The 21,848-nt window shown below is 71.4% G+C and carries 22 protein-coding genes; 18 read left to right on the top strand and 4 right to left on the bottom strand.

Features of this window, described 5'->3' with window-relative positions; genetic code table 11:
* The first annotated feature begins 115 nt into the window (after positions 1–115).
* The 13 genes from J5X86_RS22145 (at position 116) to J5X86_RS22085 (ending at position 12,452) form a co-directional block, all read left to right on the top strand.
* On the top strand, positions 116–769 hold the full coding sequence (locus J5X86_RS22145) for a bifunctional 4-hydroxy-2-oxoglutarate aldolase/2-dehydro-3-deoxy-phosphogluconate aldolase (protein ID WP_208518475.1): 654 nt from the start codon (positions 116–118) through the stop codon (positions 767–769).
* A 241-nt stretch (positions 770–1,010) separates the two neighbouring features.
* The gene (locus J5X86_RS22140) at positions 1,011–1,859 is read left to right on the top strand and encodes a transporter substrate-binding domain-containing protein (RefSeq protein ID WP_208518474.1); all 849 of its coding nucleotides are present in this window, start codon (positions 1,011–1,013) and stop codon (positions 1,857–1,859) included.
* A 132-nt stretch (positions 1,860–1,991) separates the two neighbouring features.
* Positions 1,992–2,681: a TetR/AcrR family transcriptional regulator gene (locus J5X86_RS52025; protein WP_208518473.1), complete on the top strand. Its 690-nt coding sequence runs from the start codon at positions 1,992–1,994 to the stop codon at positions 2,679–2,681.
* Positions 2,682–2,811: 130 nt separating this feature from the next.
* A complete protein-coding gene (locus J5X86_RS22130; protein ID WP_208518472.1) occupies positions 2,812–3,471 on the top strand; it encodes a hypothetical protein in 660 nt (219 codons plus the stop codon).
* 104 nt (positions 3,472–3,575) lie between these two features.
* The gene (locus J5X86_RS22125) at positions 3,576–4,343 is read left to right on the top strand and encodes a GntR family transcriptional regulator (protein WP_208518537.1); all 768 of its coding nucleotides are present in this window, start codon (positions 3,576–3,578) and stop codon (positions 4,341–4,343) included.
* A gap of 308 nt (positions 4,344–4,651) precedes the next feature.
* A complete protein-coding gene (locus tag J5X86_RS22120; RefSeq protein WP_208518471.1) occupies positions 4,652–5,641 on the top strand; it encodes a sugar ABC transporter substrate-binding protein in 990 nt (329 codons plus the stop codon).
* Positions 5,638–6,687: an ABC transporter permease gene (locus J5X86_RS22115; RefSeq protein ID WP_119991906.1), complete on the top strand. Its 1,050-nt coding sequence runs from the start codon at positions 5,638–5,640 to the stop codon at positions 6,685–6,687. Before J5X86_RS22120 ends, J5X86_RS22115 begins: the two co-directional genes overlap by 4 nt.
* A complete protein-coding gene (locus J5X86_RS22110; protein WP_208518470.1) occupies positions 6,684–7,523 on the top strand; it encodes an ATP-binding cassette domain-containing protein in 840 nt (279 codons plus the stop codon). The genes J5X86_RS22115 and J5X86_RS22110 overlap by 4 nt, the downstream gene beginning before the upstream one ends.
* A gap of 226 nt (positions 7,524–7,749) precedes the next feature.
* A complete protein-coding gene (locus tag J5X86_RS22105) occupies positions 7,750–8,904 on the top strand; it encodes an ROK family glucokinase (protein ID WP_208518469.1) in 1,155 nt (384 codons plus the stop codon).
* A 113-nt stretch (positions 8,905–9,017) separates the two neighbouring features.
* Entirely contained in the window at positions 9,018–9,560 is a 543-nt protein-coding gene (locus J5X86_RS22100) for a hypothetical protein (RefSeq protein WP_208518468.1), read from the top strand.
* Between the two features lie 65 nt (positions 9,561–9,625).
* Positions 9,626–10,912 carry a 4-carboxymuconolactone decarboxylase gene (gene pcaC, locus J5X86_RS22095; RefSeq protein WP_208518467.1) on the top strand — a complete coding sequence of 429 codons (1,287 nt, stop codon included), beginning with the start codon at positions 9,626–9,628 and terminating at the stop codon, positions 10,910–10,912.
* A gap of 36 nt (positions 10,913–10,948) precedes the next feature.
* Complete coding sequence (locus J5X86_RS22090; RefSeq protein WP_078647746.1) at positions 10,949–11,596, top strand: MBL fold metallo-hydrolase; 648 nt, start codon at positions 10,949–10,951, stop codon at positions 11,594–11,596.
* 76 nt (positions 11,597–11,672) lie between these two features.
* Positions 11,673–12,452, top strand: a complete 780-nt coding sequence (locus J5X86_RS22085) for an exodeoxyribonuclease III (protein ID WP_208518466.1) — start codon at positions 11,673–11,675, stop codon at positions 12,450–12,452.
* Between the two features lie 58 nt (positions 12,453–12,510).
* Here J5X86_RS22085 and J5X86_RS22080 read toward each other — a convergent pair whose 3' ends face one another.
* Positions 12,511–14,328: an SGNH/GDSL hydrolase family protein gene (locus J5X86_RS22080; RefSeq protein WP_208518465.1), complete on the bottom strand. Its 1,818-nt coding sequence runs from the start codon at positions 14,326–14,328 to the stop codon at positions 12,511–12,513.
* Positions 14,329–14,539: 211 nt separating this feature from the next.
* Between J5X86_RS22080 and J5X86_RS22075 the strand changes: the two genes are divergently transcribed.
* The 5 genes from J5X86_RS22075 (at position 14,540) to J5X86_RS22055 (ending at position 18,601) form a co-directional block, all read left to right on the top strand.
* A complete protein-coding gene (locus J5X86_RS22075; RefSeq protein WP_119991910.1) occupies positions 14,540–14,980 on the top strand; it encodes a DUF6278 family protein in 441 nt (146 codons plus the stop codon).
* 422 nt (positions 14,981–15,402) lie between these two features.
* Positions 15,403–16,149, top strand: coding sequence for an amino acid ABC transporter ATP-binding protein (locus J5X86_RS22070; protein ID WP_279595312.1), 747 nt, complete (start codon positions 15,403–15,405; stop codon positions 16,147–16,149).
* Positions 16,150–16,165: 16 nt separating this feature from the next.
* Entirely contained in the window at positions 16,166–17,080 is a 915-nt protein-coding gene (locus J5X86_RS22065) for a glutamate ABC transporter substrate-binding protein (RefSeq protein WP_208518535.1), read from the top strand.
* Positions 17,081–17,090: 10 nt separating this feature from the next.
* Positions 17,091–17,735, top strand: a complete 645-nt coding sequence (locus tag J5X86_RS22060; protein WP_208518464.1) for an amino acid ABC transporter permease — start codon at positions 17,091–17,093, stop codon at positions 17,733–17,735.
* Complete coding sequence (locus J5X86_RS22055; RefSeq protein ID WP_208518463.1) at positions 17,732–18,601, top strand: amino acid ABC transporter permease; 870 nt, start codon at positions 17,732–17,734, stop codon at positions 18,599–18,601. The genes J5X86_RS22060 and J5X86_RS22055 overlap by 4 nt, the downstream gene beginning before the upstream one ends.
* Positions 18,602–18,623: 22 nt before the next feature.
* Here the strand turns inward: J5X86_RS22055 and J5X86_RS22050 are convergent, their stop codons facing one another.
* The 3 genes from J5X86_RS22050 to J5X86_RS22040 form a co-directional block, all read right to left on the bottom strand.
* Positions 18,624–20,243: an alpha/beta fold hydrolase gene (locus tag J5X86_RS22050; protein ID WP_374229278.1), complete on the bottom strand. Its 1,620-nt coding sequence runs from the start codon at positions 20,241–20,243 to the stop codon at positions 18,624–18,626.
* A gap of 571 nt (positions 20,244–20,814) precedes the next feature.
* Entirely contained in the window at positions 20,815–21,132 is a 318-nt protein-coding gene (locus J5X86_RS22045; protein WP_208518462.1) for a DUF6204 family protein, read from the bottom strand.
* On the bottom strand, positions 21,120–21,773 hold the full coding sequence (locus J5X86_RS22040) for a TetR family transcriptional regulator (protein WP_208518461.1): 654 nt from the start codon (positions 21,771–21,773) through the stop codon (positions 21,120–21,122). The genes J5X86_RS22045 and J5X86_RS22040 overlap by 13 nt, the downstream gene beginning before the upstream one ends.
* Positions 21,774–21,848 lie beyond the last annotated feature (75 nt).

Genomic DNA, 21,848 nt, shown 5'->3' with positions numbered 1-21,848 from the left:
CAAGCGCACCACAGCACCGCACATAGTCCACCGCATACCGAAACCGCCGCATATCCCGGAGGCAATCCGGGGCGGCATCGCCAGCAGCACTTGGGAGAGGAAGGCGGCGACCGCCGTGTACCGCTGGGAGATCACCCGGGCCGCGCTCGCGCAGCGCGTTCTCGCCATCGTCCGTAGCGACAGCTACGACCACGCCCATGCCACGGCGGACAGTCTGCTCTCCGCCGGTATCACCAGCCTGGAGATCTCGCTGACCACGCCCTTCGCCCTGGAGGCGGTCACCACACTGATCCGGGAGGTCGGTGATGACGCGGTGATCGGCGCGGGCACGGTGCTCGACGCCGCCTCGGCCCGGATGGCGGTGGACGCGGGCGCCCGCTTCCTCGTCTCGCCGAGCCTGGACCCCGAGGTCATCCGCACCGGCCACCGCTACGGCCTGCCGGTCTTCCCCGGCGTGGCCACACCCACCGAGGCGGTGCACGCTATGGAGCTGGGCGCGGACGCCCTGAAGCTCTTCCCCGCCTCCGCCTACGGGCCCCGATGGGTCAGCGACGTACGGGCCGCGCTGCCGCAGGCCGCCGTGGTCCCCACCGGCGGGGTGACGCTGGCCGAGGCCCCGGACTGGATCGCGGCCGGGGCCGTCGCGTGCGGAATGGGCTCGGCGCTGTCCGAGGGCGACCGGGACACCGTGGGCAAGCGCGCCGCCGAGCTGCTGGCCCGCCTCGCGGATGTGGCACCACCGCTGGACTCGGCGCCAGAGCCGTACTGAGGGGGTGCGCGGGCCGTACGGACTGGGGCGCGGGCCGTACTGACCGCTGTGCGCGGGCTGTACGGACAGCGGGGAGGGCCGACCGCTGTGCGCGGGTCGTACGAATGGCGGTGCCTGAGCCGTACGTCCGCGTATCCCAGCGGGTGGTCAACGGCTTCCCGTGGGGCGGGAGTTCTGCCACCCTGAGCGCGCTGTGATCATGCGGCTCGTACCGGCCGCCCGCTCGCGCCCAGGAGGTGCCGTGAGACGTACCGTCACGCTGTCCGCCCTCGCCGCCGTGCTCGCCGCCACCGCCGCCGGTTCGGCGCTGGCCGTCGGCTCCACGTCCAAGCCCGAGTCGCCGGGGGCGTCCGCCGCCGACCGCGCCCGGCCGCAGCGCGGCACCCTGCTCGACCGGGTGCCCGAGCGCGGGGTGCTGCGGGTGTGCACCACGGGCGACTACCGGCCTTTCAGCCATCGCGACCCCAAGTCCGGCGCCTACACCGGCATCGACATCAAGATGGCCGGGGACCTCGCCAAGAGCCTGGACGCCAAACCGGCGTTCGTGGCCACCACCTGGGCCACCCTGGTGGACGACCTTGCCGCCGGACGCTGCGACGTGGGCATGGGCGGGGTGTCGGTGACCCTGGCCCGCGCCCGTAAGGCGTCCTTCAGCGAGCCGTATCTCACCGATGGCAAGACGCCGATCGTGCGCTGCGCGGACAAGGACAGGTACCGCACGCTGGAGGACATCGACCGGCCTGGCGTGCGGGTGGTGGTCAACCCGGGTGGCACCAATGAGGAGTTCGCCCGGGCCCATGTCAAACGGGCCACTCTCACCGTCCATCCGGACAACACCACGATCTTCGACGAGATCATCGCGGTCCGCGTCGATGTGATGATGACGGACGCCAGCGAGACCCGATACCAGTCCGCGATCCACCCGGAGCTGTGCGCGGTCCACCCCGACGAGCCGTTCTCCTTCTCCGAGAAGGCGTACGCCCTGCCGCGCGGCGACGCGCAGTTCAAGGAGTACGTCGACCAGTGGGTCCATCTGGCCACGCACGACGGTACGTACAAGAAGTACGAGGATGAGTGGATGAAGCGGTGAAGCGGTGAAGCCGCGAGGGGCGGATGGGGCGGTGAATCGGCGGCGGACGGCCGGCGGCTGAAAAACTGGCCATCGCCGTAGGACTCTTGCGTCCGCCGCCCCCCGCGGTGCCCGGAGCGGGAAGATGGCCCCATGAGTCCCGCCCAGCCCGTGCGCCGCCGCTCGGACGCCGTCGCCAACCGCGCCGCCCTCCTCGACGCGGCCGAGCGGGTCCTGCTCCGCGATGGGCCCGCCGTGCCGTTGGACGTGGTGGCGCGCGAAGCCGGGGTCGGCATCGCCACGCTGTACCGGAACTTCGCCGACCGCGACGAGTTATACGCGGCCGTCGTCCACCGCGCCCACCAGCTCGTGGCCGACCTCGCCCAGGAGGCCGAGGCCAGCGCGGCGCCACCGCTGGACGCGCTGGCCGGTTTCCTGGACGGGCTCCTCGCCGAACGCCGCCATCTCGCCCTGCCGTTGCTCAGCGCCCCCGGCCCGCGTCCGCAGAACGGAGCCGACCCCCTCGGCCCGCATCCGCAGAACGGGGCCGACCCTCTCGGCCCGCGGATCTCCAGGTCGTTGGCCGCGGTCCTGAAGCGGGGCATCGACGACGGCTCGATCCGGCCCGATGCCACCGCCGCCGACCTCGTCGTCACCGGCGCGACGCTCGCCCGTGCCCAGCTCCCGTCCGACGCCTGGGAGCGGGCCGCCCGCCGCATCGCCGCGCTCGTCCTGGACGGTCTGCGCGCCCGCTCCGGCACCGCCCCGCTCCCCGCCGGGCTCACCGGTGCCGAGCTGGACCGGGCCATGACCCACAGCGGGGGCGATAGGGCCGCCTACTAGCCTGTCGCCCGCAGCGGGATGCGCATTTGCGCGAATTCGGGCGCGGCCCTTGCGCGGGTGCTACACGCTGACGGATGCCGGTTGTAATGCCCCGGACCGGTGAACGTTTCCTCGCACCCGGAGAGACGATATGAGCAGCCCCCTCAGCCACCCCCTCGTGCGGACCTTTCTGGCCTCGGTCGAGCGGCGGACCGCGGCGCTTCCCGCCGCGTGGCGGGAGGAACTGCTCGAGGATCTGCGCGAGGAGATCGCGGCGGCGCTGGCGGACGACGTCACCGAGGATCCCGCCGCGGACGGCGGCCCGGCGATCAGCGAGGAGCGGGTACGGCGGGCGCTCGACTGGATCGGAACCCCGGAGGAGATCGCGGCGGATGCGCTGGCCGAGGAGTCCGGCAGCATTCCCCCCGAGCCGGAGAACCCCGGCGGCACCTGGCTGACGCTCGGTCTCGCCGTGCTGCCGGTGCCGCTGTGCCTGGTCCCGGGCGTGGGCATACCGCTGGGGCTGGTCGCCGCCTTTGGGGCGCTCGTCCGGCTGTGGCGGTCCGCGCCCTGGGCGCGGCGCGAGAAGCGGCAGGCCACGCTGTTCGTCCTGTCGCCGCTGGTGACGGTGCCGGTGCTGGCGGCCGCCCTCTCCCTGGCGTTCGACGGGATCAGCGCCCCCGCGTTCGTTGCCTCCCTCCTGATAGCGCTCGCCCTGCCGGTGGTCGGCGCCATACGGCTGGCCCGGTCCGCCGCCAGGCTGCGCGAGCAGGCCCCTCAGGAGGCAGGGGCAGGACGGCCCCTTGGGTGACAGCGTTGTCGGCCCCGGCGGGTCGACTGTGCGTAGTTTGTCCGGACAACAGAACTTCACGACTTCCCGTCATGTGCTCATCCGGATACCCTCGCCCCGTGGCTATGGAGGAAGAAGACTCTTCGGGCGGGGCTGAGGCGCTCCAGCTCAGCGTGGATCGCAGCAGTCCGGTCCCGCTGTATTTCCAGCTGTCCCAGCAGCTCGAGGCGGCGATCGAGCAGGGGCGGCTGGCGCCCGGCAGCCTGCTGGGCAATGAGATCGAGCTGGCCGGGCGGCTCGGGCTGTCCCGCCCCACCGTGCGGCAGGCCATTTCGTCGCTGGTCGACAAGGGGCTGCTGGTGCGCCGCCGGGGCGTGGGCACGCAGGTGGTGCACAGCCAGGTCAAGCGCCCGCTGGAGCTGAGCAGCCTCTACGACGACCTGGAGGCGGCCGGTCAGCGCCCCGCCACCCAGGTGCTGCTGAACACGACCGAGCTCGCGACCGCCGAGGTCGCCGCCGCGCTCGGCATCTCCGAGGGTGCCGAGGTGGTGCTGATCGAGCGGCTGCGGCTGGCGCATGGCGAGCCCATGGCCCATCTGCGCAACCACCTCCCCGTGGGCCTGCTCAAGCTGGACAGCGCCGAGCTGGAGGACACCGGGCTCTACCGGCTGATGCGCGCGGCCGGGATCACCCTGCACAGCGCCCGCCAGGCGGTCGGCGCCCGCGCGGCCACCGCCGAGGAGGGGGAGCAGCTCGGGGAGCCGGAGGGGGCGCCGCTGCTGACCATGGAGCGCACGACCTTCGACGACACCGGCCGGGCCGTGGAGTTCGGCTCGCACACCTACCGGGCCTCGCGCTACGCCTTCGAGTTCCAGCTCCTCGTACGCCCCTGAGCCCTTCGCTCCCGCCGTACCCGACCGCTGTTGCTGCCGCGCCTGGCCGTCGCGCTCGGCCGCTGTTCTTGACGTGTCCCGCGTCCCCCGCTACAAGTCCTCCAGCCGGACGGGCACCGGGCCCGCCACGGGTTTCACCGTACGCGGCGCCGCCGAGCACCCCGGAAGCCCCGGCGAGGGCCGGTAACGGATACTTGGCGGCGGCCGGGCCCGATCATGCCGGACCCGGCCGCGAAGGTGACAGCGGGACGAACACACAGTGAGAAGGGCGGGTCTTCGTGGCGAAGGTGCGGAGAGGGGCACGTGCGATGACCGCCGCCGTGCTGGCGGCGGTGCTGGGTACGGCGTTGGCGGGCTGCAGCAGTACGGGCGGCAAGCGTGCCGAGGAGCGGGCCGCGAGGGAGGCGGCCGCCGGGGGGCGGGCGGCGGTCAACACCCCGAAGTGGACCTTCGCGATGGTCACCCACTCCGGCGACGGCGACACCTTCTGGGACATCGTCCAGAGCGGCGCCAAGCAGGCCGCGGTCAAGGACAACATCCGGTTCCTCTACGCCCACAACGAGGAGGGCAAGGAGCAGTCCCAGCTCGTCCAGTCCTACATCGACCAGAAGGTCGACGGCCTGATCGTCACCCTCGCCAAGCCCGACGCCATGAAGGCCGTGGTGAAGAAGGCGCAGAAGGCCGGGATACCGGTGATCACCGTCAACTCCGGTTCCGAGGTGTCCAAGGCGTTCGGCGCGCTCACCCACGTCGGCCAGGACGAGACCATCGCGGGCGAGGCCGTTGGCGACGAGCTCAACAAGCGGGACCGCAAGAAGGCCCTGTGCGTGCTCCACGAGCAGGGCAACGTCGGCCATGAGCAGCGCTGCGACGGCGCGGCCGAGACCTTCGACGGCAAGATGGAGAAGATCTACGTCGAGGGCACCAACATGCCCGATGTGCAGTCCTCGATCGAGGCCAAGCTCCAGTCGGACAAGGGCATCGACACCGTGCTCACCCTCGGCGCGCCCTTCGCGGACACCGCCGCCAAGGCCGCCGACCAGGCGGGCAGCAAGGCCGAGATCGACACCTTCGACCTCAATGCCAAGGTCGCCGCGGCGCTCCAGGACGGCACGCTCGGCTTCGCCGTGGACCAGCAGCCGTATCTCCAGGGCTATGAGGCCGTGGATCTGCTGTGGCTCAACCGCTACAACGCCGATGTGCTCGGCGGCGGCAAGCCGGTGCTGACCGGACCGCAGATCATCACCAAGGACGACGCCGCCGAGCTCGCGTCGTACACGAAGCGGGGCACTCGATGAGCGCAGAGGCACCGCCCGTCGAAGAACTCGCGAGCCGGCAGCCGGTCCGTGGCTCGCTGCCGCGCCGGCTCGCGGGGCGGCCGGAGCTGGGCGCGGTCGTCGGCGCCGTCGCCGTCTTCGTCTTCTTCTCGATCGTCGCCGACGCCTTTCTCCAGTGGTCCAGCTTCAGCACCGTGCTGTACGCCTCCTCGACCATCGGGATCATGGCGGTGCCGGTCGCGCTGCTGATGATCGGCGGGGAGTTCGATCTGTCGACCGGCGTCCTGGTGACCAGCTCGGCGCTGATCTCGTCGATGTTCTCGTACCAGATGACGGCGAACGTATGGGTCGGCGCCGGGGTGTCCCTGCTGGCCACCCTCGCGATCGGCTTCTTCAACGGCTATCTGCTCGTCCGCACCAATCTGCCGAGCTTCATCATCACGCTCGGCACCTTCCTGATCCTCCAGGGCTGCAACCTCGGCTTCACCAAGCTGATCAGCGACACCGTCTCCACCAAGACCATCGCCGACATGGAGGGCTTCCCCTCCGCCCATAAGGTCTTCGCCTCGCATCTGACCATCGGGGACGTCGAGGTGCAGATCACCGTCCTGTGGTGGTTCGCCCTGATCGCGCTCGCCACCTGGATCCTGCTGCGCACCCGCGCCGGGAACTGGATCTTCGCGGTGGGCGGCGCCAAGGAGGCGGCCCGCGCGGTCGGCGTACCGGTGGAGCGCACCAAGATCGGCCTTTATCTGGGCGTCGCGCTGGCCGCCTGGATCTCCGGCCAGCATCTGCTGTTCAACTACGACGTCGTCCAGTCCGGCGAGGGCGTGGGCAATGAGCTGCTCTACATCATCGCCGCCGTCATCGGCGGCTGCCTGCTGACCGGCGGCTACGGTTCGGCGGTCGGCGCGGCCGTCGGCGCGTTCATCTTCGGCATGACCAACAAGGGCATCGTCTACGCGCAGTGGGGCGCCGACTGGTTCAAGTTCTTCCTCGGGGCGATGCTGCTGCTCGCCACGCTGCTCAACTGGTGGGTCCGCAAGCGGGCGGAGGAGAGCAAATGAGTACGTCCCAGACATCTCGGGCGTCCCGGACGGCTCTGGTCGCGCTCAGCGACATCAGCAAGTACTACGGCAACGTCCAGGCCCTGGACGGCGTCTCCCTGGAGGTGCACGCCGGGGAGATCACCTGCGTCCTCGGGGACAACGGCGCGGGCAAGTCCACCCTCATCAAGATCGTCGCGGGGCTGCACCGGCACGACGGCGGCACCTTCGCCATCGAGGGGGAGGAGACCCGGCTCGGCTCCCCGCGTGAGGCCCTCGACCGCGGGATCGCCACGGTCTACCAGGACCTCGCCGTGGTCCCGATGATGCCGGTGTGGCGGAACTTCTTCCTCGGCTCCGAGATCCACAAGGGCCGCGGACCGCTCCGGCGCCTGGACGTGGCGGCGATGCGCGCCACGACCCACCGTGAACTGCTGCGCATGGGCATCGATCTGCGCGACGTCGACCAGCCCATCGGCACCCTCTCCGGCGGTCAGCGCCAGTGCGTCGCCATCGCCCGCGCCGTCCACTTCGGCGCGAAGGTGCTCATCCTCGACGAGCCGACGGCGGCGCTGGGCGTCAAGCAGTCCGGGGTCGTGCTCAAGTACGTCGCGGCCGCCCGGGACGCGGGCCTCGGCGTGGTCCTCATCACCCACAACCCGCACCACGCCTATCTCGTCGGCGACCGCTTCGTGCTGCTCAAGCGAGGTGCCATGGCGGGCAGCCACGCCAAGGACGAGATCGCGCTGGAGGAGCTCACCCGGCAGATGGCGGGCGGCAGCGAGCTGGAACAGCTCAGCCATGAGCTGGCCCGCACCCCCGCCCCCGATCTCTCGGAAGGGGTCGCCAAGGGCTGAGCGGCCGGGCCGACGGCCGTGTTCCGGCACCTCCGCGGGCCGCGCGCCGTAGGCTCGCCATGCGGCGTGAGGCACGGGTGAGGCACAATCGCACGGCGGGCCCCACCCGCCACGACCGACGCACCCGAGGCCGCCCGGCCTCCCGATACCCCCGCAGGGACGACGAACTCTTGCGAGCACGTACCCGCAGCGACCGTACCCCCCACACCGGCGAGGGGGCCGGCCGATGAGCATCTACCGCGAACGAGTGCACCGGGGCTCGGCCCGGGCCACCGTATTGCGGACCGTCGGCACCCGTGAGCGCCGCTCGCATCTCAGCGCGCCCCGGGTGCCCACGGTCGGCATCGACATCGGCGGCACCAAGGTGATGGCAGGGGTGGTCGACGCCGACGGCACCATCCTCGAGAAGCTGCGCACCGAGACCCCGGACAAGTCCAAGAGCCCCAAGGTCGTCGAGGACACCATCACCGAACTGGTGCTGGACCTCTCCGACCGGCACGATGTGCACGCCGTGGGCATCGGCGCCGCGGGCTGGGTGGACGCCGACCGCAACCGGGTGCTCTTCGCCCCGCATTTGTCCTGGCGCAACGAACCGCTGCGCGACCGGCTCGCCGAGCGGCTCGACGTCCCGGTCATGGTCGACAACGACGCCAACGCCGCCGCGTGGGCGGAGTGGCGGTTCGGCGCCGGACGCGGCGAGGACCATCTCGTCATGATCACCCTCGGCACCGGAATCGGCGGCGCGATCCTGGAGGACGGCCAGGTCAAGCGCGGCAAGTACGGCGTCGCGGGGGAGTTCGGCCATATGCAGGTCGTCCCGGCCGGCCACCGCTGCCCCTGTGGCAATCGCGGCTGCTGGGAGCAGTACAGCTCCGGCAACGCCCTCGTCCGCGAGGCCCGCGAACTGGCCGCCGCCGAATCGCCGGTCGCGTACGGGATCACCGACCGGGTCGGCGGCAACATCCAGGAGATCACCGGGCCGCTGATCACCGAGCTGGCTCGGCAGGGCGATGCCATGTGTATCGAACTGCTCCAGGACATCGGCCAGTGGCTCGGCGTCGGCATCGCCAATCTCGCCGCCGCCCTCGACCCCTCCTGTTTCGTCATCGGCGGAGGCGTCAGCGCCGCCGACGATCTGCTGATCGGCCCCGCCCGGGACGCCTTCCGGCGCACCCTCACCGGCCGCGGGTACCGGCCGGAGGCCCGGATCGTCAAGGCGCAGCTCGGCCCCGAGGCCGGGATGGTCGGCGCCGCCGACCTCGCCCGGCTGGTGGCCCGCCGCTTCCGCCGCGCCAACCGCCGCCGCGTCGAGCGATACGAGCGCGCCGGGTCCTCCTCCCCGCTGCGGCTGACACCGCGCGGTCAGGCAGGCCGCGAATGACCGCCGCCGAGCAGCGCCCCGGCGCCCCGACGCCCCCCGCCGCCGACGGCAGGCACCCCGACGGGTCCACGTCCGGTGGGCCCACGTCCGGTGGGTCCACGCCTGGCGGGTCAATGTCCGGCGGGTCCACGCCCGGTGGCGGCCGCCCGTCCCGCCGCTGGCTCAAGGCCGTGATCGTCTTCCTGCTGATCGCGATCCCGGCGGGCTATCTGGTGATCTCCGCCATCCAGAGCCGCAACGGCGGTGAGGACAAGGCGGCGGCGGCGTCGGCCAAGGGCCTTGAGCCGGGCTATCCGACTCGGGTGCAGCGGCGCATATACGACGTGCCGGTGCCGCCCTACTCCAAGAAGGTCGCGTTCTACGAGACCAACTCCTGGAAGGTCAGCTCGCTGTACGTGCAGTTCGTCACCTCCCGCGACGGACTCGACTCCTTCCTGCACCGGATCGGCACCGGCCGCTCCGCCCTGGACAAGGGCAAGGTGACCATCACCGGCGACCAGGCGAAGAAGGTCGGCTGGCAGGTCGGGGAGGCTGGTCACGACTGGGCCGGAATGGAGCTCAAGCAGAAGGATCCGCAACCCAAGTTGAGGATCACGGTCAAGTTCGACAATCCGGCGCATCCCAAGGTTTACGTGGTCTCCACGGTCACCCCGTAGGTCCTTCACATCCTGGGTGCATCAGGCCCGAAACCCCCGCCACTTCTGTCGGATACCGTTTTCGGGTGAGCGAGACGAAGACACTTCAGTACCGGACCGACGGACCCGAGGACGGGCCCCTGCTCGTCCTCGGACCGTCGCTGGGCACCACCTGGCATATGTGGGACCGTCAGATACCCGAACTCTCCCGCCACTGGCGCGTCCTGCGCTTCGACCTCCCCGGCCACGGTGGCGCGCCCGCCCATCCGGCCCCCTCCGTGGCCGAGCTCGCCGCCCGGCTGCTGGCCACCCTCGACCAGCTCGAGGTCGAACGCTTCGGCTACGCGGGCTGTTCGATCGGCGGGGCCATCGGCGCCGAGCTCGCGCTCCGACATCCCCGGAGAGTGGGCTCACTCGCCCTCGTCTCCGCCTCCCCGCGCTTCGGCACCGCCGACTCCTTCCGGCAGCGCGGCGTCGTGGTCCGCACCAACGGCCTCGACCCGATCGCCCGCGCCACCCCCGAGCGCTGGTTCACCCCCGCCTTCGCCGCCTCGCAGCCCGCCATCGTCGACTGGGCCGTCCAGATGGTCCGCACCACCGACCCCGGCTGCTATATCGCCGCCTGCGAGGCCCTCGCCGCCTTCGATATCCGCGCCGAGCTGGGCCGGATCGGCATCCCCACCCTTGTGGTGGCCGGCGCCGACGACCAGGTCACCCCGGCCGCCGACGCCCGCGTCCTGGTTGCCGGCATCGCCGACGCCCGGCTCGCGCTCGTCCCCGGCGCCTCCCATCTCACCCCCGTCGAACAGCCGATGGCCGTCACCGATCTGCTGGTGCGCCACTTCTCCAGCTCCTGGCAGTCCCCGGACCACCCGACCGGGATGACCGCGATCCCCGCGTCCCCGGTCAAGCCCGTGCTCTCCCCGGTACCGCCCGGCGCCGAGATCGTCAGTTATGGCCACAATGTGCCCGAGCCGCTGCTGGACGCCCACTCCGACGCGTACGACCAGGGCATCAAGGTGCGCCGCGAGGTGCTCGGCGACGCCCATGTGGACCGCGCGCAGTCCCTGACCGACGAGTTCACCGGCGACTTCCAGGACTTCATCACTCGCTACGCGTGGGGCGAGGTGTGGACCCGGCCCGGAATCGACCGGCGCACCCGCAGCGTGGTCACCCTCACCGCCCTGGCCGCCCGCGGCCACCTCGACGAACTCGCCTTCCACACCCGCGCCGCGCTGCGCAACGGGCTGACCCCCACCGAGATCAAGGAGGTGCTGCTGCACACCGGCGTCTACTGCGGGGTGCCGACCGCCAACTCCGCCTTCGCCGTGGCCCAGCGGATCATCCGCGAGGAGACAAGCCCGGAGGGCTAGTACGGTCACCGGGCCCGCGGGAGCACAATGATCTCCATGAAGCTCACCAAGAAGGGCCATGCCTGCGTCCGGATCGAGAAGGACGGGCAGGCGCTCGTCATCGACCCCGGGACCTTCAGCGAAGAGGACGCCGCGGTCGGCGCGGACGCGATCCTGGTCACCCACGAGCACTTCGACCACTTCAACGAGGAGCGGCTGCGCACGGCGCTCGACGCCAACCCCGCCGCCCATATCTGGACGCTCTCCAGCGTCTCCGGCCAGATCTCGGCGGCGTTCCCCGGGCGGGTGCACACCGTCGGGGAGGGCGACACCTTCACCGCCGCCGGATTCGACCTCGAGGTGCACGGCCAGCTCCACGCCGTCATCCACCCCGACATCCCGCGGATCACCAATGTGGGCTATCTCGTGGACGGCACGCTCTTCCACCCCGGCGACGCGCTCACCGTGCCCGCCGGACGGCAGGTGGACACGCTGATGCTGCCGGTGCACGCCCCCTGGAACAAGCTCGCCGAGGTCCTCGACTACGTCCGCGCGGTCGACCCGCGCCGGGCCGTCGACATCCACGACGCCCTGCTGTCCGACCTCGCGCACATGGTCTACGGCCGCATGCTCGGCCCCGACGGACCGGGCACCGGTGGCGCCGAGCACCTGCGGCTGACACCGGGCGAGTCCCTCACCCTCTGAGGGCCGGGACCCGGCCACGAGCGGCGCCCTGTGCGGGCCGGGCGGGCTGTCATAGCCGGGATGTAGGTTGTCCCCTATGCGCATCGCGACCTGGAACGTCAATTCGATCACCGCCCGGCTGCCCCGGCTGCTCGCCTGGCTGGAGAGCAGTGGCACGGACGTCCTGTGCGTCCAGGAAACCAAGTGCGCCGAGACCGCCTTTCCGTACGAGCCGCTGCGCGAGCTCGGCTACGAGTCCGCGGTCAACGCCACCGGGCGGTGGAACGGAGTGGCGCTGGTCTCCAAGGCCGGTCTCACGGACGTCACCGTGGGCCTCCCCGGCGGCCCGGACTACGACGGCGGCCAGGAGCCGCGGGCGATAGGCGCCACCTGCGGCCCGGTCCGCCTCTGGTCGGTCTATGTGCCCAACGGCCGGGAGATCGGCCACCCCCACTACGACTACAAGCTGCGCTGGCTGGAGGCGCTGCGCACGGCCGTCGCCGGAGACGCGGCCGGTGAGCGTCCTTTCGCGGTCCTCGGCGACTTCAATGTGGCGCCGACCGACGAGGACGTCTGGGACCGCTCCGCCTTCGACGGGCTGACCCATGTGACCGACCTGGAGCGCGAGGCCCTGGCGGCGCTGCGCGAGGCGGGGCTGTCGGACGTGGTGCCCCGGCCGCTGAAGTACGACCGCCCGTTCACCTACTGGGACTACCGGGAGCTGGGCTTCCCCAAGAACCGCGGTATGCGGATCGACCTGGTCTACGGCAACGAGGTGTTCGCCAAGGCGGTCGGCGACGCGTATGTGGACCGCGAGGAGCGCAAGGGCAAGGGCGCCTCCGACCACGCCCCGGTCGTCGTCGACCTGGAGGTGTGACCCCGGGGGCGTGCTCTACGGGGAGCCCCCATACGCGGGAGCCCCCCGAGCCGCCCCTTTACCTCACCAGCTTCCGCAGGTCGATCGACTCCGCCATCGCCCGCAACCCCGCGTCCCCCGGGTGCAGATGGTCCCCGCTGTCGTAGGCGGGCAGGATCCGCGCCGGATGCTCGGGGTCCCGCACCACCGCGTCGAAGTCCAGCACGGCGTCGAACGCCCCGCCGCTGTCCCGCAGGAAGGCGTTGACGGCCGAGCGCCGCGCCTCCGCGTCCGCCGTGCACAGCGACTCGCCCTCGCACGGGGCGATGGTCGCCCCGACCACCCGCAGCCCGCGCTCATGCATACGCGCCGCGAGCGACCGCAGCCCCGCGATCAGCTCCTCGGCCGAGCTGCCCCAGCGCAGATCGTTGATGCCCTGGAAGACGACGACCGTACGGGCCCCGGTCTGGGCGAGCACATCCCGCTCCAGCCGGTGCTGTGCGCTGACCCCGCCGGTGTCCGTGGAGACGCCCTCGCCCGGATAGCGGTCGGCGACCACGCGGTTGGCGGAGATGCCCGCGTTGAGCACGCCGTACGCCGGGATCTCGGACTGGCCGCGCAGCCGGCGCGAGAGCACATCGGGCCAGCGGCGGTTGGCGTCATTGGTGGACTTGGTGCCGTCGGTGATCGAGTCGCCGAGCGCCACCACCGAACCCGGCCCGCCCCGCACATCGACCCCGGTCAGAAACGGCCAGGTGGTGAGGGTGCCGGTATAGGACTCGGCGCCCGGCTCACCGGTCCGGTCACCGCTGCCCGCCGCGCTCAGATACGACCGCTGGGTGGCCTGGCTGTGCACCGGCACCGCCGCGACCGGACCCGGCAGATGGATGCTCACCAGCAGATTGGCGTCCGCCGGAACCGGGAAGTCCACCGGATCGCTGAATACCTGCGCGCCCGCGGGGACCGACGTCCCCGACCGCCCGCCGAAGGTCAGCGGCACCGGTACGCCCTGCGCCGCCGCGCCGCTCGCCTGGAGCGCGACCGTCGCATGGCCGATCTCCACGGGCGATGCGGCGAAGGTGTTCTCCAGCCGGACTCGGGCCCTCGGCCCGCCCGCGCTGGTGTGCACCACCAGCCGCAGCGTCTGATCGGTCCACGGCCCGACCTTGGTGTACCCGGCGGTGCTCGCCGCCCAGCTCCCGGTCCAGCCGTCCGCGGGCTGCCGCAGCGACGCGGCGAAGACATGGAGATCGGCCGCCGGGCCCGGATCCCTCGGCAGCACCACCGAGGCCACATCCCGGCCGCGCTCCAGCGGCACCGTCACCGCGTACAGCCGGGCCGTCTCCTGCCGCTGCCCGGCGGCGGTGTTGAGATGGGGGAGCCCGACGGCCTTGGTGGCGGCGGGGCCCGCCCGCCAGTCCGGCGCGCTCAGTGTGTACGGGCGGCTCGACCCGTCCCGGTAGCGCACCGTGCCGACACCGCTCGCCCCGGCGCCGGGCCCGTCCGGTGAACTGCCCGCCACCAGGAAGGTCAGCGCCTCGCCCCGCCCGCGCAGCCGCACCGCCTGTCCATCGGCGATCACGTTGTCGGGCCGTGCCCCCGCGCTCCTCGGCCAGGCCAGCCTCGCCGCGTCCAGGGCGATGTCCCGCCCCGGGGTCCAGCCGGCGGCCCGCAGATCCTGTGCGGAGAGCGAGGTGCCCGCGCCGTCGAAGTCGGCGTCACCCGGCCGGGCGTCATCGCTGACCGCCTGGTTGTCGAAAAGCCGCTCCAAAGGGAGCGGCTTCTGGGTCGGCCGGGTCGGCACGCCGGCCGGTGCGGCGGAGGAGGGCGCGAGGAGTGCGAGAGTGACACCTCCCGCGACGATCCCGGCGGCTGTCCAGGGTCTCGCGACGCGCATAAGTGTCCCCTCTCGCAACCAACCTGACCGGTGATTCGACAGGCGCGGGAAGAACGTAGAAAGGCGGGTGGGTGTCGTCAAGACAAGCAACGGGTCACGTCTCGCGCCGCGCCGCGCCGCGTCGCTTTCGCGCCGCCCAACAAGCATCGGGTCACAGCTCACACCGCGCGCCCTGTGGTGCGCCGGTGGCGCGGGTGCCACGCTGAGTCGTATGAACATCTCCTTCTTGGGCAACTGGCGCAAGCGACGCGGCCCCGCCTCGGGCACGGCCCTGATGGGCGCCCAGGAGGAGGACCCCCAGGGCGTCGCCCAACTGCTCTCCGAATGCGAGCTGCTGCGCGCGCGGGCCGCGGCCGCGGGCATCGGACTTGATGACTCGACAGCCTCCCTGGAGGCGCTGGACCAGATGGCGCCGCGCTGGCGCGACGACCCGGACGAGCTCCCCTGGCTCGGCAACGACGCCGGTCTCTACCTCGGCACGGTCATCGTCCGCACCGTCCCCGGGGCCGTCTGGCAGGTATGGCCCAACGGCCGGCCCGTCGTCATGCTGGCCTCGGGCCGGGAGGTCGACGTCGTGGAGGCCGGTCAGCAGTGGGCCGCCGACGGCGCCCCCGAACTCTGCCAGCGCTACGCCGAGGTCGCCGAGGCATAGGGGGCGTCTGACGGCTCGTGGACGCCTGCGGCGGGCTGCTCCCCTCCCCGCCCCTTCCCGAAACTGGGGCTCCGCCCCAGACCCCGGCCGGACGACCCGGAGGTGGGCGGGCGCCCGCCCGCTCAGCCGCTGCTTCGGTGTGCCGACCGCGATCAGCCCTCCGGTGTAGGGGTCCAGGGGCGGAGCCCCCCACGCGGCGGAGCCGCATATCGTCAGGTGTCGGGAAGGGGCGGGGAGGGGGAAGCGTCGATATGCGGCTCCGCCGCGTGGGTCGATATGCGGCTCCGGCGCGTGGTCCGCTGGCCCACGTAGGCCCTGTCGGGCGGTATCCGCCCATCGGCGCGTGTCCGTACCCCAAGCTCCCCAGTTGTCTGGATAGCTTTCGCTGATCGGGACACAGCGGAAGGCGGGTGGGGCCGGGTATGGCCGTCGGTGAGCCGTTGATCGAGCTGCACGGCGTCAACAAGCACTTCGGCGCGCTGCACGTTCTGCGGGACATCGATCTCACCGTCGGGCGCGGCGAAGTGGTCGTGATCATCGGCCCCTCCGGCGGCGGCAAGTCCACCCTGATCCGGACCATCAACCGGCTGGAGACCGTCCAGTCCGGCTCCATCGTCGTCGACGGCCGGCCGCTGCCCGACGAGGGCAAGGAGCTGGCGCGGCTGCGGGCCGAGGTCGGCATGGTCTTCCAGTCGTTCAACCTCTTCGCCCATCGGACCGTGGTGGCCAATGTGATGCTCGGTCAGACCAAGGTCCGCCGCCGCGGGAAGCAGGACGCCGAGCGGCGCGCCCTTGACCTGCTGGACCGGGTGGGACTCGCCGACCAGGCCGGGAAGTTCCCCGCCCAGCTCTCCGGCGGTCAGCAGCAGCGGGTGGCCATCGCCCGCGCGCTGGCGATGGATCCGCAGGTGATGCTCTTCGACGAGCCGACCTCCGCCCTCGACCCGGAGATGATCAACGAGGTGCTGGAGGTGATGCGTCAGCTCGCCCAGGAAGGGATGACGATGGTCGTCGTCACCCATGAGATGGGCTTCGCCCGCTCCGCCGCGAACCGGGTGGTCTTCATGGCCGACGGCCGGATCGTCGAGGACCGTTCGCCGGAGGAGTTCTTCAGGGCCCCGGAGAGCGAGCGGGCCAAGGACTTCCTGTCCAAGATCCTCAAGCACTGAGCCGGTGATGACGGACATGAGGCGTCTGCGCCGCGCGACCACCGCCCTCGCCACGGCCCTGACCCTGCTGCTCATGGTCGGCTGCGGCAAGGAGGGCAGCCCGCCCGCCAAGGGACCCCGGGCCGAGAAGCTGCCCACCTACAAGGTGGCGACCGGCTTCCGGCTGCCCTCCTCGCCCACCTGGCGCAGGGCCGAGCGGCGCGGCCATCTCACCGTCGGGGTCAAGGAGGACCAGCCCTATCTGGGCGAGCGGGACCCGGCCACCGGCCGCTACTCGGGTTTCGACATCGAGATCGCCCGCATGATGTCCGCCTCCCTCGGCTTCGCCCCGAAGACCATCCGGTTCCAGACCATCGCCTCCGCCAACCGCGAGACCGCGCTCCAGAGCGGCCAGATCGACTACTACGTCGGCACCTACACCATCAATCCGCTGCGCAAACGGCTGGTCGGCTTCGCCGGGCCGTACTTCATGGCCGGCCAGTCGCTGCTGGTGCGCACCGACGAGGACGACATCCACGGCCCCGCCGACCTCGCGGGCAAAACCGTCTGCTCGGTGGCCGGCTCGACCCCGCTGCAGCGCATCCAGACCGACTACCCCAAGGCCCACGCGGTCGCGTACGACACGTACTCGGTGTGCGTGGACAATCTGCTCAGCTTCCAGGTGGACGCGGTGACCACCGACAACACCATCCTGCTCGGCTACGCGGCCAAGGCCCCCGAGGAGCTGAAGGTGGTGGGCCGGCCCTTCTCCAAGGAGCCGTACGGCATCGGCGTGCCCAAGCGGGACAACGCGCTGCGCTTCGCGCTGGACGACGCGATCCAGGTCCATGAGCGCAACGGCGACTGGAAGAAGGCGTACGAAGCGACCCTCGGCCTCTCCGGCGTGCCCGCCCCCAAGCCGCCCCCCATCGACCGCTACCGCACCGGCTGAAGGCCCTCCCATGGACGTGCTCACCCAGAACTTCTCGCTCTACGGCAAGGGCTTCCTCGGCACCTTGGAGCTGACCGTCTACGCCTCGCTGCTCGCCCTCGTGCTCGGCATCCTGATGGCCGCCTTCCGGGTGGCGCCGGTCGCCTCACTGCGCGCCTTCGGCACCGCCTGGGTGATGGTGCTCCGCAACACCCCGCTGACGCTGCTGTTCTTCGCGGTGATGCTGGGGCTGCCGCGCTTCGGTCTTGCGCTGCCGTTCACGGTCTTCGCGGTGATGGCGCTCGGCTGCTACACCTCGGCGTTCATCTGCGAGGCGGTCCGCGCGGGCATCAACACGGTGCCGGTGGGGCAGGGCGAGGCGGCCCGCAGCCTGGGCATGACGTTCGACCAGACGCTGAGCGCGGTGGTGCTGCCGCAGGCGTTCCGCTCGGTCATCCCGCCGATCGGATCGACCCTGATCGCGCTTGCCAAGAACTCGGCCATCGCCGGGTCGTTCAGCGTCACCGAGCTGCTCGGCACCTATAAACCCCTCAATGAGCGGGGCTACAGCATCATCTGGTCCTTCGTCTGGATCGCCGCCGGGTATCTGATCATCACCCTCGCCATCAGCGCGATCTTCGCCCTGCTGGAGCGGCGCTGGGGAGTGCAGCGATGACCGCTACCTCGACCACCGCCCTCTACGACGTCCCCGGTCCGCACACCCGGCGCCGGCACCGGATCTACGCGCTGGCCGGGACGGCCGTGCTGCTGGTCCTGCTCGGCTGGGTCATCTATCTCCTCATCCACACCGGCCAGTTCACCTACCGCAAGTGGATGCCGTTTGAGTACAAGGGCATCCAGGAGCTGCTGCTGAACGGGCTCGCGGGCACCCTCAAGGCGTTCGGGATCGCCGCGGTCCTCTCGCTCGCCCTCGGCGGGGTACTCGCCGCCGGGCGGCTCTCCGAGCATCGCCCGGTGCGCTGGGTGGCCACGCTGCTGGTGGAGTTCTTCCGGGCGATGCCCGTCCTGGTGATGATCTTCTTCGTCTTCGTGGCGCTGAAGGTCCAGCCGCTGCCCGCCCTCGTCACCGGGCTGACGCTGTACAACGGCTCGGTGCTGGCCGAGGTGTTCCGGGCCGGGGTGAACTCGGTGGACCGCGGCCAGCGCGAGGCGGCGTACTCGCTCGGCCTGCGGAAGACCCAGGTCATGACGTCCGTGCTGGTGCCGCAGGGGGTGCGGGCGATGCTGCCGGCCATCATCAGCCAATTGGTGGTGGCCCTGAAGGACACCTCGCTCGGTTTCCTCATCACCTATGAGGAGTTTCTGCACGCCGGAAAGCTGATCGCGTCCAATCTCGACTACGACCTGCCGTTCATCCCGGTGGTCATGGTGATCTCACCCATCTACATCGGGATGTGCATGCTGCTGTCGTGGTTCGCCAACTGGGTGGCCAAGCGGGAGCGGCGCAGTGTGAAGACCCGCCAGGTCGAGGTCGCCGCCGCCGAACCGGCCGCCCCGATGCCGGGGGACACCCGCGGCTGAGCCGGGGCGGCCGGAGGGTGCGTCAATCGCGGACCGGGACCGTGAGGTAGGACGGGTCGGCGGCCGGGGACGAGAACGTGAGATGGGCGCCGTCGGGGTTGTGCTCGATGTAGAGCGGGTCGACGGTGTCGACGACCAGCGCCAGCCGGTGGCCCGCCGGGACGTCGTACGCCGTGGAGAACAGCTCCAGGTCCACTCCGAACGGCGTGCCCGGGGTGCGGTCGTGGAAGGTGACCGGGGCGTTGGTGATGAGTTTGCCGATGCCCAGCGGGCCCACATCGTAGAGATACGCGACCGCCGTACCGTCCGAGCGGTCGCTGGTCACGGTGGTGTGGAGCTTCACGGTGCCGCGGACGCGCTGCTCGCGCGCGGCGGCTCCGGTCTGCCAGACGGCCGCGTGGGACCGGGGCAGCAGCGGGATCGAGGCCAGCGGCGGGACCTTCAGGAACTGGTCGAGGGCGCCGCTCAGCAGCACCGTTCCGGCGTTGGCACCGGAGTCGTGGTTGGCGGTGATCTTCTCGGTGGTGGCGAGCGGGACGCGGCGCTGCCCGGAGGGGACGGCCGACCAGCTGGGGTAGCCCTCGTAGCCGTCGCCGCTTGCCGTACGGGACATCAGCTGCACCGGCGCTTGCGTGTCGATGCCGTTGCGCTCGCCCTTGAGGTAGCGGTCGAGCCATTGCCGGGCGTGGCCCCAGGTGGTGTTGGGCAGTCCGAGCAGCCCGGTGAGCTCGGCGGTGGCGTGGTCGCCGGGCCGCAGCTCCAGCCGCTTGGGGCCGGTGAGCTTCTCGAAGAAGTCGGCGTAGCTGTTGGGCGGGAAGATCGAGTCGCCCCAGGAGTTGCCCAGCATGATGGCCGCGCCATTGGCGTTGATCCGGTCGAGCTGGGCGGCGGGGGACCGCTTCTTGCCCCAGGCGATCAGCTCCGGTTCCTTGGCGAGGCCGGAGGAGAAGAAGTCGTCGAGGATCTGCCGGAGTTCATCGCTGGGCCGGCCGGTCAGCTCCCCGGCCCCGGCGAGCAGCCCGGCGGCCTGGGCGTGCTGGGTGCGCCCGCTGTAGATCGAGCCGACCAGGTCCGCCCAGCCGCTCATGGCCACCACGGCCTTGATCCGCGGGTCGGCACCGGCCGCGAGCAGGCTGATCCCGGCGCCGTAGGAGAGCCCGGCCATGCCGATGTGGTCGGGGTCGGCGGGGGTGTGGGCGAGCGCCCAGTCGATGACCTTGGACGCGTCGGCGATATCGGGCGGCCCGGCCGTCTCGATCTTCCCGCCGGACTGCCAGAAGCCGCGGGAGTTGTAGGTGAGGACCACATACCCGGCTTCGGCGAGCTTTTTGGCCTGGGCGAGGTATTCGACCTGGGGCAGGGACCAACTGGTGGGCAGGACGACGAGGGGCAGGCGGCGGGAGGCGTCGGCGTCCGCGGGGGCCACGACGTTGGCGGCCAGCTTCACGCCGCCGTCGCCGGGGATGTCGACGAACCGTATGGAGACCCCCGAGGAGGCGGAGGCGGAGGCGGTCGTGGCGGTGGTCGGGGCCGGTGCCGCGGCCTGGACGGAGGGGGCGAGGCCGAAGGCCGCGCCGGCCAGGACGGTCACCGAGACGGCGGCGGCCATCGTGGGGCGCAGGGCTTTGCGGGCAGGGGTCACTGTGGCTCCTGGTGGGGGTGCCGTGGGGGCAGGGGAGCACCGGTGCTGGTGACCTGACGGTAACTCGGGGGTTTACCGGCGGTAATAGCGCGGTAAGTTACGCCTGGGTAACGATAGAGGTCGTGGTCGGCTGCCGGGGTCGGCCCGGCCCGGGGCGCTATCCGGGGGCCGGATCCGCAGGGGTCCGGCCCCGCTCCTGCGGAATTCCGCCCGAGCGCAAGCCCCCGCCGGCCGCCGGGCTTTGGCCTTGCGACGAGCCCCGGCCCCGGGCTGGGTGTCGGTCCTGGGCTGGGCCCCGGCCCCCGTGCTCAGGGGGGCGACGGCTCGCGGCGCCTGCGGCGGGCTGTTCCCCTCCCCGCCCCTTCCCTCAACTGGGGCTCCGCCCCAGACCCCGCGCCTGACGACCCGGATATGCGCGGGCGTCCGCCCGGTCATCCACTGTGCCGGTGTGCCGACCGCGATCAATCCGCCGCGTGGTCCGCCGGACACCCCATGGCGCCGCTCGCGCGGGATCGCGTCCACCGCCCAAGCCTCGGCCCCAGGTCCCAGGGTGGCCCAGGACCGGGCCCGGCTACGTGCCGCCCGCCCCGCGGAGGTTGCGGCGGATCTTGATGTCCCGCATGTCCGTCACGCCGACCCGCAGGATCCGATGGGGGTAACCATGCGCGGTCAGCGCCGCGATGGCCCGTTCGGTCGCCTCGTGTTCGCCGTCGTCCGGCTCCTCCGCCGGAACCTGGCAGCGGAAGGTGAACGCCGAAAGGCTCTGGTCGCAGGTGAAGGTGCCCGCCTCGGTGAAGCCCACCTGGAAGGAGCCGACCGCGGTGCGCAACGCCTCGCGATCGTCCTCGCCCAGCTCCTCGAAGGCCCCGCGGATGGTCACTCGGAACACGGTCGCTCCTCCCGTACGGCGTAGCCGAGCATCGGCGCGCCGAGCATCTCCTCGATGGAGTCGAGGAGTTCCGTTACGGCCTTGGCGATGGCGCCGGGGCGCTCGCCCGCCGTGACGCGTCGGCCGATCTCGCCGAAGATGAGTGAGTGATAGCCGCTGATCTGGGCGGCCACCACACGCGGCAGCGGATCCTCCGGCGCCGTGCCGGTCTCCTCGGCGAGCACGGCGGCCAGTTCGTCGTTCATCCGGTGGCCGAGCTCCTCCAGCCGGGCGACCAGGGTGGGGGCGGCCCGCATCATCGCGAAGAACGGGCCGAAGCCCTCGGTCAGTCCCAGTGAGCGATCGCGGCGCTCCACCTCCTCGCGCAGCCGGTCCAGCACCGCCTGGGCGGCGGACCGGCCGGGCGGGCGCTCGCGCACGATGTCGGCGAGCCGCCGCGGGGACGCCTGGTCGGGCGGCAGGACCAGATCCTCCTTGGCCGGGAAGTAGTTGTAGACGGTGTTGACGGACACCTCCGCGGCCGCGGCGACCTCGGCGACCGTGACCCGGTCGAAGCCCCGCTCCAGGAACAGGCCGGTGGCCACGTCCGCGATCCGTCGGCGTGTACGGCGCTTGTGCCGTTCCCGCAGTCCTTCGCTCATGGCCGTCAGTGTATCCCGTTGCAAACTTGCACTCGCTTCTTATCTTTAAGTCGATTGCAAGTTTGGGGCACGTTG

The sequence above is a fragment of the Streptomyces sp. NEAU-YJ-81 genome (assembly GCF_017592595.1).
Classification (GTDB): Bacteria; Actinomycetota; Actinomycetes; order Streptomycetales; family Streptomycetaceae; genus Streptomyces; species Streptomyces hygroscopicus_B.
Note: the sequence above shows the minus strand (reverse complement) of the source record. Positions and strands in the feature narration are given on the sequence as shown.